Origin of the sequence: Gracilibacillus kekensis (assembly GCF_900143085.1) — a bacterium.
Classification (GTDB): Bacteria; Bacillota; Bacilli; order Bacillales; family Amphibacillaceae; genus Gracilibacillus; species Gracilibacillus kekensis.
The window spans coordinates 428161-441697 of sequence record NZ_FRCZ01000002.1 but is presented as its reverse complement, the minus strand read 5'-3'; the positions used below and the strand labels follow the sequence as shown (position 1 = coordinate 441697).

11 protein-coding genes are annotated in these 13537 nt (G+C 34.1%); all 11 read left to right on the top strand.

The genetic code is table 11. From position 1 onward, the window contains the following. Positions 1-42: 42 nt before the first annotated feature. The 11 genes from BUC25_RS07555 to BUC25_RS07505 all read left to right on the top strand — a co-directional run bounded on the left by BUC25_RS07555 (position 43) and on the right by BUC25_RS07505 (position 13510). The gene (locus BUC25_RS07555; RefSeq protein WP_073201256.1) at positions 43-1011 is read left to right on the top strand and encodes an ABC transporter permease; all 969 of its coding nucleotides are present in this window, start codon (positions 43-45) and stop codon (positions 1009-1011) included. A gap of 13 nt (positions 1012-1024) precedes the next feature. After that, complete coding sequence (locus tag BUC25_RS07550) at positions 1025-1945, top strand: carbohydrate ABC transporter permease (protein WP_073201255.1); 921 nt, start codon at positions 1025-1027, stop codon at positions 1943-1945. Between the two features lie 72 nt (positions 1946-2017). Then, positions 2018-3004: an endo-1,4-beta-xylanase gene (locus BUC25_RS07545; RefSeq protein WP_073201254.1), complete on the top strand. Its 987-nt coding sequence runs from the start codon at positions 2018-2020 to the stop codon at positions 3002-3004. 217 nt (positions 3005-3221) lie between these two features. Then, positions 3222-4076, top strand: a complete 855-nt coding sequence (locus tag BUC25_RS07540; RefSeq protein ID WP_073201253.1) for an AraC family transcriptional regulator — start codon at positions 3222-3224, stop codon at positions 4074-4076. 5 nt (positions 4077-4081) lie between these two features. Further along, on the top strand, positions 4082-4342 hold the full coding sequence (locus tag BUC25_RS07535; RefSeq protein ID WP_073201252.1) for a Gfo/Idh/MocA family oxidoreductase: 261 nt from the start codon (positions 4082-4084) through the stop codon (positions 4340-4342). 447 nt (positions 4343-4789) lie between these two features. Beyond that, positions 4790-5722: an ABC transporter permease gene (locus BUC25_RS07530; RefSeq protein ID WP_073201251.1), complete on the top strand. Its 933-nt coding sequence runs from the start codon at positions 4790-4792 to the stop codon at positions 5720-5722. Between the two features lie 13 nt (positions 5723-5735). Continuing rightward, complete coding sequence (locus BUC25_RS07525; protein WP_073201250.1) at positions 5736-6608, top strand: carbohydrate ABC transporter permease; 873 nt, start codon at positions 5736-5738, stop codon at positions 6606-6608. A gap of 117 nt (positions 6609-6725) precedes the next feature. Beyond that, positions 6726-8354: an ABC transporter substrate-binding protein gene (locus BUC25_RS07520; protein ID WP_073201249.1), complete on the top strand. Its 1629-nt coding sequence runs from the start codon at positions 6726-6728 to the stop codon at positions 8352-8354. 161 nt (positions 8355-8515) lie between these two features. Beyond that, the gene (locus BUC25_RS07515) at positions 8516-9301 is read left to right on the top strand and encodes a Nif3-like dinuclear metal center hexameric protein (protein ID WP_073201248.1); all 786 of its coding nucleotides are present in this window, start codon (positions 8516-8518) and stop codon (positions 9299-9301) included. Between the two features lie 78 nt (positions 9302-9379). Further along, complete coding sequence (locus tag BUC25_RS07510) at positions 9380-10066, top strand: YesL family protein (RefSeq protein ID WP_084543404.1); 687 nt, start codon at positions 9380-9382, stop codon at positions 10064-10066. Positions 10067-10093: 27 nt separating this feature from the next. Continuing rightward, positions 10094-13510, top strand: a complete 3417-nt coding sequence (locus BUC25_RS07505) for a glycoside hydrolase family 2 TIM barrel-domain containing protein (RefSeq protein WP_073201246.1) — start codon at positions 10094-10096, stop codon at positions 13508-13510. Positions 13511-13537: the final 27 nt, after the last annotated feature.

Genomic DNA, 13537 nt, shown 5'->3' with positions numbered 1-13537 from the left:
GAAGGCATAAAGAAAAATATGCAAAAGAATAGGGGGAGTGTCATGCAAGCTGGATCAAATACAACCATAAAATCAGTAAGTACTAAAAATCCAGATAAGGGAATAAGAGGTTTTTTGAAGAAGTGTAAAGAACAACAAGCTTTGTTATGGATGACCATTCCATTCGTAATCTGGGTAGTTATTTTTAAATATTTACCTGTTTGGGGTTGGTCAATGGCCTTTCAAAATTATAAGCCTGCTTTGAGTTTTTCTGAACAAGAGTGGGTAGGATTTAAACATTTTATATTCTTATTTACGGATGACCGTTTCTTAGGGGTCCTGAGGAACACACTGGCACAAAGTCTTATTAATTTAGTGTTAGGTTTTGTGACTGCGATAACTTTAGCTGTATTGATAAACGAATTATCAAACATGAAATTTAAAAGAGTAGTACAAACGATTAGTTACTTACCACACTTCCTGTCTTGGGTTGTTGCGGCAGCTTTAGTTTCGTCTGTGCTTTCTATAGATGGAATCATAAATGAAATTTTAATGGGATTAGGATTCATTAATGAGGAAATTCTTTGGCTAGGTGTTGGAGAATATTTCTGGGGTATTTTAGGTGCTGCAGAAACTTGGAAAAATGTGGGTTGGAATGCCATTATTTATCTTGCAGCAATTTCTATGGTGGATCAAGAACAATATGAAGCAGCAAAAATAGATGGTGCTTCAAGAATACAACGAATTTTTCACATTACAATTCCTGGTATGAAATCTGTTATCATCGTACTTTTGATAATGAATATAGGCTATATTTTGGAATCAGGTTTTGAACCACAATACTTACTTGGAAACGGACAAAACGTTGAGTACTCTGAAAATATTGATGTCTTTGTAATTAAATATGGTATTTCGATGTTTAACTTTTCATTAGCCACTGCCGCAGGTATGTTTAAAACCGTTATCAGCTTTGTTTTCTTAATTGCTGCCAATTCATTATCGAAAAAAATGGGCCAAGGCGGATTATACTAGGGGGGTATGAGAGATGTTTAAGAGAAAGAAAAAACCAGGTTTTATGAGAACTAAAGAAGATATAATCTTTGATACCAGTAATATTATTTTTATGATTATACTATGCGTCCTGATGTTATATCCATTTCTAAATCAAGTCGCATTATCAGTAAACGATGCAACAGATTCTGTTCGAGGTGGAATTTATTTATGGCCGAGAGAATTTACATGGCATAACTATGAACATGTTTTTGACAAAGCAGCCATTTACCAGGCAATATTCATTTCTGTTCTAAGAACAATTATAGGTGCAGGGGTAGGGTTATTTTGTACAGCGATGGTAGCCTATGCAATTGCACAGCCAAAGTTTATGTTCAAACGTTCGATAACGATTATTTTTATAATGACAATGTATTTTAATGGTGGATTAATTCCTACTTTCCTGTTAATGAGAGATTTGCAGTTAATCGGATCTTTTTGGGTATATATCTTACCAACGTTAATAAGTGCTTTTAATTTAATTATTATGAGATCCTTTATAGAGGGATTACCAACGAGTATCTTTGAATCTGCCAGAATCGATGGTGCAGGTGATTTCAGGATATTTTTTAAAATAGTTTTACCTTTATCGTTACCAGTATTAGCAACTGTAGCCTTGTTTGTAGCTGTATTTCAATGGAATCAATGGTTTGATGTATTCCTATATAACTCCAGTCAAGAACATTTAACCACTTTGCAGTATGAGTTAATGAAAATTTTGCAAAATTCCAGTACGACTTCAAGTGGTGATATGGCATCCGCTTTTGCTAACTCTTCGGATGGTGGAGGTAATATGGTAACACCAAAATCAATCCAAGCTACTATGACGATCGTAGCAAGTGTTCCTATTATTATGGTATATCCATTCCTTCAGCGATATTTTGTAAAAGGTATGACATTAGGTGCAGTTAAATAAAGGGAGCGATTTAACAGGGGGGTTTTTAGACTACATGGACAATTATATCGTGGTAAAAAGGAGACTTGGATTATGACTGACACAACAAGCCTATATAAAAAGTTTGAAAAAGACTTTAAAATAGGAGCAGCCATTAATCATAGAACAATGTATTCTGCAGAAAAACTGATCGATCAACATTTTAACAGTTTGACAGCTGAGAATGAAATGAAGTTTGAAAACCTTCATCCAGCGAAGGATGAATACGTATTTAACACTAGTGATGAAATGGTTAAATTCGCAAGAAAACATAATAAAGCGATGCGTGGTCATACGTTAATATGGCATAATCAAACAAGTGATTGGATATTTCAGAAAAATGGAAAATTGGTAGACTCGATAACATTACAGAATCGTATGAAAGATCACATCGATACTGTTGTGGGAAGATATAAAGGGAAAATCTATAGCTGGGATGTCGTAAATGAAGTAATATCAGATGAAAAAGATACCTTTTATCGAAATTCTAAGTGGTATGAAATAATGGGTGAGTCCTTTATCGAAAAAGCCTTTGACTATGCACATAAAGCAGATTCTGAGGCAAAGCTATTATATAATGATTACAACGAATCTGATCCGATCAAACGTGATAAAATTTATCAACTGGTCAATCAATTAAAAGAAAAGCACGTACCTATTCATGGGGTAGGGATGCAAGCACACTGGAATATCTATGACCCAACATTAGATAACATTCGTGCTGCAATTGAAAAATATGCATCATTAGGTTTGGAAATTCAGATTACAGAGATGGATGTATCTATGTTTGCTCACGATGATAAAAGAACAGATTTAACTGCTCCGACAGAAAAGATGGTAGAATTTCAACATGAAAGATATCTGAAATTCTTTGAGATATTCAAGGAATACAGTCAACATATTGGGGCCGTGACGTTTTGGGGTGTTGCAGATGATTATACATGGTTAGATAATTTTCCAGTCAGAGGTCGAAAAAATTGGCCATTCTTATTTGATCATAATCAGGAACCAAAAGATGTTTTGCATAAAATAGTAAAATAATTAATATTTAAATAAGTTTAAGAATAATAAACCCTTTTCAATTGAAAAGGGTTTATTTGTGTTAAAATAAAAAAATCAAATTAAATTCACCTGTAATATAAGTGAGTTTGATCCAATCTGCGCACTATTAGAAAAGGATGAGAGAATTTATCGCATTTCTAGCTATTTTAAGAAACGATCAGTTCCAATACAATAGAAAATAGGTGGTGAGATATTCATGGAGGATATAGTCTCTGTCGAATACAGGGTAAATTCAGACCCTGATCATGATCAGCTTCATTCACATAATGCATACGAAATTTATATATTTCACAAAGGACGATGTCGCTATCTTATTAATAACGAAATATATGATTTAATGTCTGGAGATATTTTGTTAATGGACGGTTTGGCTTTACACAAACCTAATATTCCAAAAGATAGTGAATATGTGAGAAGCCACCTGCACTTTTCACCAGAAATAATACAAGATATGTTGAAATCTGTTAATGCAATCGATTTATTGAATGTTTTTCAATCATTTCACCATTATTTAATACGTACTCAAGGTAATAGCAGATTGTTAGATGTAGAAAATATTTTCAAGAGAATAAGTGAGATTAACAAAGTAACAGACATTTCCAGTAAAGAAAAAGAGTGGGAAATTAAATTTCTTATGGGTCAGTTATTAGTAACTATTAACTATTTATTAAAAGATGTAAAATGTCAAGTTGCTGAAAAGAGTCAAAGCAAAACTTGTCATGCTGAGCGAATTGTTAGTTATATTCAACATAACTTTCATGAAAATATAACAATCACTAAAATTGCAAACGCTTTAAATCTTAATAAATCATATGTATCTCATGTTTTTAAGGCTATGACTGGATTTACCGTGATGGAGTATGTAAAGGCATGTCGAATAAAGAAGGCAAAATACCTATTGGAAACAGAGCAGCATCAAACAATAAAATGTATTGCACAACAATGTGGATTCGAAAACCCGACACACTTCAGTCGATATTTTAAAGAGAAAGAAAATATTTCTCCAAAAGAATATAGAAAAAAACGTCTACAATTTTACAAAAGGAGTTAATAGATATGACAAAATTAAAGGTTGGTATCGTGGGTTTTCATCAACAATCAAAAAGTTATATCTCTTTTATCTTGGACGGATTGATAGAAGGTGTTGAAGTAGGTGCAATATATGATCAAGATAGAAAAAAACAACAAATAGTTAATGCCTTTTATCCGGATATTCCTTTTTACACAAATTATATGGAAATGATGGAAAGTGGTAAAGTGGATGTGGTAACTACCTATATTCCAAGTTATAATTACCGTGGTAAAGAATATCAGTGATTTAGTACTAAACTAATTTCGTTCACACAAAATTCAATCCAATCAACTTAGTTCATATGGCATACAAAGTAATTCCTTTTTTTAAAAAAATTTTCGTAACTTTGGATTCAGTGATGAAGTTTGACTATGAGAATACCCCTGTATATGTGGTTTTGTTAGCGTTAGTCAAAAAATACAAACAACGTTCAAAAGTTAAATAAAATATTTATCTCGGTGGATCATATAAAAAAATAATACTACCATTCTAGTATATTGACAAACTGTTTAAATCATTTTATAATGTAGTCAATCTACATAGAATCAATTAAGTAAGCGGTATCATATTCTTTTGAGTATGCTAGTATACTAATTATACTAGAATTAAATGGTTTTATTGAATTCTGAAAGCCTTTTCTCTACATAATCTAGATTTCTTTAATTTTCGATATTAAATAAAGGGGGATAAATATGGAAGATACGATGAAGTTAAAAAAAACATTAAGAAAAAAAGAATTATGGAGCAGTATTAAAAAAGATTGGCAATTATATGCTCTTGTGCTAGTGCCTGTTATTTACTTAATTATATTTAAATACGGTCCGATGTTTGGCAATATTATTGCTTTTAGACGTTTTGTCCCTGGAGGAAGTATTATTGGGGAGGAATGGGTAGGATTTCAGTATTTTCAAATGTTTATGAACGATCCGACTTTCTATAAAGTATTTGCTAACACATTTATTTTAGCATTTCTATTATTAGTCATTACATTTCCAGCACCAATTATTTTCGCTTTACTGTTAAATGAATTAAAAAATCAATTATTTAAACGTTTCGTGCAAACGGCTTCATATCTGCCTCATTTCTTCTCGGTAGTGGTCGTTGCAGGTATGGTTTTTGAAGTGTTAGCACTCAACGGTCCGATAAACAATTTACTGGCAAGTTGGGGTTTTGAAAAAATCAGCTTTATGCAATTGCCAGAGTGGTTTAGAACCGTATTTGTTAGTGTTGACTTGTGGCAAACATTAGGTTGGGGCGCGATTCTCTATCTTGCAGCATTAACAGGTATCAGTGAAGAACTTTATGAAGCTGCAAGAATTGATGGTGCGAATAGATGGAAGCAAACCATCCATATTACGCTTCCAGGGATTTTGCCAACCATTGTCGTCCTATTAATCTTAAATATTGGTAATTTCCTTCAAATCGGTTTTGAGAAGGTTTTATTACTATATAATCCTTTGACGTATGAAACAGCTGATGTTATTGCGACTTATCGGGTAGGACTTCAATCAGGTAGTTTCAGTTATGGTACAGCAATTGGTTTATTTGAATCAATTATCGGATTATTTTTAGTACTGGGCGCAAATTATCTTTCTAAAAGAATTACAGATAACAGTTTGTGGTAGGGAGGAAAAAAACATGAAGGAATCGTGGCAATATAAAGTATTTAAAGTTTTTAATGTAACCGTTTTAGCGTTAATCGTTTTTGTAACGTTATTTCCTTTTTTTAATATCGTTGCACAATCTTTTAGCTCGGAAGCATATATAAACACTGGTCAAGTAAGTCTTTGGCCTAAAGGTTTTAATATCGAAACATATAAAGTAATAATGTCTGATTCAATGTTTTGGATAAATTATAAAAACACAGTTATCTATACGGTCGTAGGTACAATAATCTCATTGATTTTATCGACAATGATCGCTTATCCACTTTCGAAGACTAGATTAAAAGGTAGAAGATTCTTAACTTTATTCTTTGTCTTTACCATGTTTTTTAACGGTGGTTTAATTCCGAATTACGTATTAGTAACATCATTAGGATTTGGGAATAGCATTTGGGCAATTGTTATTCCGAATGCGATTAGTGTTTTTAACATGTTAATTATGAGGACTTTCTTCCAAAATATACCTGATGAATTAGAAGAAGCGGCTATCATGGATGGCTCAAGTACTATTGGTATACTCTTTAAAATCGTTTTACCTCTGTCTAAACCGATTCTAGCAACAATGATGTTATTCTATGCAGTTACACATTGGAATTCTTGGTTTCCAGCGTTTATTTTCTTTACCGAAAAAGAGTTATTTCCGGTATCGATTTATTTAAGAAATATGATCAAAGGTGCAGAAGCGACAGTAGGAACTGGAGCAACAGCTGCAGATAATATGGTTCAAGTTTCTGCGAATATCAAGTCAGTAACGATGGTATTAACAGTATTGCCGATTTTGATGGTATATCCTTACATTCAAAAATACTTCGTATCCGGTGTAATGTTAGGATCTGTAAAAGGTTAATTATTTCACATTTTACATCGAATTTTGAGGAGGTGATAGTTGAAGAAGTGAGGTATTTAAGCAGTAAATTCGCACTTATTATTTCAAATTAGTTAATAAAATAGAGGGGGAAGTAATATGAAAAATCAATGGAAAAAAGTGATGTTAGGTATGGTGCTAGTATTCGTTCTAAGCTTTTTAGCTGCATGTAGTGATGAGTCTAGTTCCACTGATGATGACAGTTCTGAAGAAACCGGTTCTGGTGCAGCAATGGAAGATTATAGTGTAGGTGATTCTTTTAAGGCTACAGAGCCAATTACACTTTCAACACTTTTTAGTGATCATCCGAACTATCCACTAAAAGAGGACTGGATGTTTTATGAAAAATTAGCTGAGAAAACAAACGTAACATTAGACATCACTTCCGTACCTATGAGTGATTATGAAGACAAACGAAGTTTATTAATTAGTAGTGGGGATGCACCATACATTCTTCCGAAAACATACCCTGGCCAAGAAACGCAGTTCGTGGCTTCAGGTGCCGTCTTACCTATTAGTGATTATGTAGATATGATGCCACATTTCCAGCAAAAAGTAGAAGAATGGGATATTCAGCCATTCTTAGAAGGCTTACGACAACGTGATGGTAAATATTATGTGCTTCCTGGTATTCACGAAAAAGTATGGCCGGATTATAGTTTAGCAGTTCGTACAGATATTCTAGAAGAATTAGGATTAGAAGAGCCTAAAACTTGGGAAGAAGTAGAAGAAATGCTTGTAGCTATGAAAGAAGCTTATCCTGATAAATATCCATTCTCTGATCGTTTCCAATTTAATAGTACGCTTAATATTGCAGCTACTGGTTTTGGAACTATTTCAGGCTGGGGGTTAGGAAATATGTTGTCTTATGAAGAAGATTCTGATGAATTTATTTTTGAACCAGCCACAGAAGAATACCGTTCAATGGTGGAGTATTTCAACGGTTTAATTGAACAGGAATTATTAGATCCGGAAAGTCTTACACAAGAAGACGATCCAGCAATTCAGAAATTCACATCTGGTGAATCTTTTGTAATTAATACAAATGGTCAAACATTAACTCAATATCGTAACACTATGGATGAAACAATTGGTAAAGATAACTATTCTATTAAGAAAATAGTTGTACCAGGTGGACCGGCAGGACAATTAATGAATGGTTCAAAATTAGAGAACGGTATCATGTTCTCTGCAAAAGCTAAAGACGATCCAAACTTTGAAGCAATGCTACAATTCATTGATTGGTTAATGTACAGTGACGAAGGCTTAGAATTTGCTAAGTGGGGTGTAGAAGGAGAAACATATGAGCTTACTGACGGTGGTGACCGAGAGCTATTAGATAACATCACTTTCCGTGGTATGAATCCTGATGCTGAAGAACACCTGCAAATTGATTATGGTTTCTCACAAGGTAACTGGTCTTATGGTGGACCTACAGAATTACTTCATTCTATGTTCAATGAAGAGGAAATCGAGTTCCAAAATGCCATGCATGAAACTAAAGAATTGATATTACCAGATCCACCAATTCGTTATGATGCAACTCAGTTAGAACAAGCTTCATTAATGAGTACACCATTAAAAGATACTGTAGAACAAAACACATTGAAATTTATAGTCGGAGATCGCGACATGTCCGAATGGGATACTTATGTACAAGAGCTTGAAGCTCAAAACATGCAAGGATATGTAGACCTTGCAAATGAAGTGTATCAAAACAATAAATAATAAATTGAAATGAATATAACACGGGGAAATAACATTCTCCGTGTTATATTTCTTATCATTAGACAAAAACATTTTCCACTAAGCAATCTTGAAACTGGAACGACTTTAGTATATTTTTAAAATAGAATCTGATTATTACAGGGTAAAAGGTGGAAGATAAAATGACTACCGTACAACAAGTAATAGATAAATTAAAAGAAGGTATTGCACCTGTTGAAGAAACAGTAGATACCGTGAAATTTGGTGACAGTTCTCAGAAGGTTAAGAAAATCGCTGTTGCTTTTATGCCTACCTATGATGTTATAAAAAAAGTAATTAACTTAGAAGTAAATCTACTAATTTGTCATGAAGGTACCTTTTACCGTCATCATGATGGCGAATCCCTAATGTCTGATATTCATAAACAAAAAATAAAGCTTATAGAAGATTCGGGAATCGTTATATCTAGATTTCATGATTATATCCATCGTTATCGGCCTGATGGTATTATGCAAGGAATGATAGCAGAATTAGGTTGGCAATCATTTGTTGAGAAACACCTTCCATCCTATTCTACCTTTAACATACCAAAGCAATCTTTATTACAAGTTATTCAAAGGATAAAAAAGTGTCTGCAATTAAATCATATCCGTTATGTAGGCGATTTGAGTGAAAACATTTCAAAAGCTGCTGTCTTTGTGGGCTTTAGGGGAAGTGGAGCAAACACAATTCCTGTATTAGAGGAAGAGAATGCAGATCTTGTTATTTATGGAGAAGGACCGGAGTGGGAGACTCCTGAATTTGTAAGAGATGCTTTAGCGATGGGACATAATAAAGCAGCCATTATTCTTGGACATTTAGAAAGCGAAGAACCTGGAATGAAATACCTATCTGAATCTATTGCAAAACTGTATCCCAGTATACCCGTAGTATTTCTTCCAACTGAAAATTGTATTAAAACCTTATAATGATAAGAGAACCATAGCAATTACATAGTACGATTCGAATTAATTTATACACAACCAATTAAAGAAAGGGTTTTGATCATGGATTACAATCAAGGCGGATTTTTTCGTTTTTCTAATTATGTGTATTGGCTGCTTATTTTAAATATATTATTTGTTATAACTAACATTGTATTGTTTGCAGCATTGATAACACTCATTCCAACGATCTCAAATGCCATTCTGTATTACTTAGCTTTTATTCCAACGGGCCCAGCATTGGCGGCATTATTTCATAGTTTAAGCATATTAGCCAGAAAAAAAGATGTGTCACCGGTCCAAGCCTTTATTACGGCATACAAAGAAAACTTTAAAGATAGTTTAAAAGTCTGGATTCCGATAATAACGGTATTTTTTATATTGCTTATCGATATACAATACTTTAATCAGGAACCAACATTTTTCAATCAAATACTTAATGGTGTCTTCCTGGTGGCCATATTTCTGCTTGTGATATTTTCAATCTATGTGTTAACCATTACCACACATTATAAATTCAGATTAAGAGACATTTACCGTTTATCTGGTTATTATTTGTTAACCTGGATTAAAAGAACGACTGGCAATATCGGAATTCTTTTTCTAACGGTAGTTTTGATGTTTTTTACATCAGATTTTATTATTATATTCATTTGTAGTTTAGTAGCCTGGTTACTCATGTTAAATACCAAACCAATTATTCAAGATGTAAAAATGAGATTTGTAAAATCCGAAACAGTGCAGGAATAATTTAAAAAGGAAAGAGAGGCTGAGACCATGTTAAACCAAACAAAACTTTTCAATGATAACTGGCTATTTGCTAAAAGTGATCTAAGTGAATCCATAACTACTAGTTTGGACTTCAAACCGGTAGAAATTCCACATGACTGGCTAATCTATGATACACAGAATCTATATGAACATAGTATTGGCTGGTATAAAAAAAAGTATGAATTTGATCCAACATCCGGGAAAGAAGTTGTGCTAACTTTTGAAGGAGTTTACATGGATTCTGTCTTATATGTCAATGATCAAAAGGTAGGCGAATGGAAATATGGCTATTCGAAATTTGAGTTTCCTATTAGCGAATTCCTTAATAAAGGAACAAATCAGTTTTTATTAAAAGTTACCTATCAAAGCCCAAACAGTAGATGGTATACAGGAGCAGGCATTTATCGAGACGTATGGTTGACGGAAAGAAGTAAGGATTATATTGAAACAGATGGAGTTTATGTTTCCACTTTTCAAGAAAAAGACAACTGGAGAGTGGAGATAGATACAAGTTTATCTGTAACAAAGTCTTTGGTATTGAAGCATACTCTCCAAAAAGATGGAACAGTTGTAGCGACTGCTTCTGCAGATGTGGATCAGGACCATATAAACAATCAATCAACCTTAACTATTGATAATCCAAAACTATGGGATATACATAAACCGGATTTATATGAGTTAACCACAACTTTAGAGACAAAATCTGATAACGACATAATAGAGTCTCAAACTCAGAATATTGGCTTTAAACATATTGAATTTGATTCAGACAGAGGTTTCTTTCTAAATGGTCAACATCTGAAATTGTTTGGGGTTAATGAACACCATGATCTGGGTGCATTAGGAGCAGCGATAAATATCCATGCTCTAAGACATAGAATGCAATTATTAAAGGAAATGGGTGTAAATGCGATCCGTACTGCTCATAATATGCCTGCAAAAGAGATGATGACGCTTGCAGACGAAATGGGTTTTCTAGTCGTAACAGAGGCATTTGATATGTGGGAAAGATCTAAAACTACCTATGATTATGCGCGATTTTTTAAGGAATGGCATAAAAAAGATATTGAATCATGGGTGAAACGAGACCGCAATCATGTAAGTCTTATCATGTGGAGTATAGGTAACGAGATCTATGATACACATGCAGATGAAAGAGGTCAGGAATTAACCCAAATATTAAAGGATTTAGTCTATCAATTTGATCCAAAAAAGAATGCAGTTGTAACAATCGGATCCAATTATATGCCTTGGGAGAATGCCCAAAAATGTGCTGATATTATCAAGTTTGCCGGGTACAATTATGGCGAAAAGTATTATGAAGAGCATCATAAAAAACATCCCGATTGGATCATTTATGGTAGTGAAACGGTAGCGGTAGTCCAAAGCCGAGGTGTCTACCACTTTCCTTATGATAAGCCAATTTTAGCTGATGATGATCAACATTGTTCTTCATTAGGTAATAGTGCAACAAGTTGGGGTGCAAAATCAATAGAAACTGCGCTTATTAAAGAGAGAGAAACACCATTTTCATTAGGGCAATTTATTTGGAGTGGTTTTGATTACATAGGAGAACCTACGCCATATCACACAAAGAATGCTTATTTTGGTTCGATTGATACAGCAACTTTTAAAAAAGATTCATATTATGTCTATCAATCTGCATGGACAGATTATGAGGAAAGTCCAATGGTACATATCTTTCCATATTGGGATTTTAATGAAGGACAAATGATAGATGTGAGGGTAGCTACGAATGCACCTAACGTTGATTTACTCCTAAATGGGCAATCGTTAGGTATTCAGGAAATTGATCATAAACATGGAGATGTCATCTCTGGCTGGTGGAAGGTTCCCTATCAAAAAGGAACGTTAGAAGCCTATGCTTATGATTTAGAAGGAAAAGTTATTGCTCAAGATCAGAAACAATCTTTTGGAGATCCTTCAGATATAACACTTGCTACAGCAGATACAACACTAAAAGCAGACGGGATTGACCTTGCCTTTGTTGAAATTGGAATGCTTGATAAGAAAGGGAATCCTGTTGAGAATGCGAACAATCGTGTGAACGTTGAAGTCGAGGGTGCAGGTCGTTTGATCGGATTAGACAACGGTGATCAAACCGATTATGATCAGTACAAAGGAACAAGCAGACGTTTGTTTAATGGTAAATTAATGGCGATTATTTGTTCAACATTTGAGACTGGTCCGATTCACATAAACGTTCATTCGCCATCTTTGCCAGAAGCATCTCTAATACTTAATGCTAAACAGCCTAATAGAGAACTGCCAAACAATAGCCCGGTTGCAGCTAATCAGCCAACTACTATAGTAACAGGTAAGCAAAATGAAATACCTGTTCGCAAAATAGAAATTGAATCAGATAATGGACAAACATTAACTGTCGAACAGCCTACAGTTCATGTTACAGCGACCCTTTATCCAGCAAATACGGACTACAAGGAGGTAAAGTGGAGTGTTGTAAATGATGTCGGGATCGAGTCGAATCTGGCTTCGATCGAATCTAACGGCAACCTTGCAACTATTACAGCATTTGGTGACGGAGAATTTCGTGTAAGGTGTACAAGTAAAAATGGAAAGAATACAATTAATCTAATTTCGGAACTGGAATTAAAAGCAGAAGGATTGGGCACTGCCTTTAAAGACCCATATTCCTTTATTTCTGCAGGTTTGTATGATCAGCATAAAGGCGAATTAACCAATGGCAACGAACGAGGTGTTGCCACTAGTAGAGATGGTGAATCACAAATAGGTTTTCAGGATATTGATTTTGGTAAAGAAGGGTCCGACACACTCACGGTTCCTATCTTTGCCCTCACCAGTGAACCATATGAGCTTCAAATCTGGGAAGGGATGCCTGGAGAAGTATCAAGCACTTTGTTAGCGGATGCCATTTATCAGAAGGAATCCAAATGGAATGTTTATCAAGAAGAAACATTCAGATTATCTAAAAAATTAAAAGGTATTACATCGCTATCCTTTGTTACAAATAAAAAAATGCATATTAAAGGATTTCGTTTCGAAAAACAAAGTAGAGCCTTTGAGCAAAACTATGCGGTAGATGCAGATAAGATTTATGGTGATTCTTATAAGCAAGTACAAAATCGAGTTGAAAATATAGGTAACAATGTTTCTTTTGAGTTTGAAGGTTTTGATTTTGGTGAAGCAGGTTGCTCACAGCTTGTATTATATGGTCACTCTCCTATAGATAAAAATACGATTCATATTCGTTTTTTTGATGGGCAAGAGGAATTGGCAGAGATTGTTGAATTTGAATACTCAGAAGGATATAAAGAGAAACGCATTGAACTGGATAATTCTATATTCGGAAAACAGAATGTGTCCATTATTTTATTACCAGGGTCTAATTTCAACCTGGGATGGTTTCGTTTTGAATCATGATACCTTGCAACATCTAACATGAGCGCA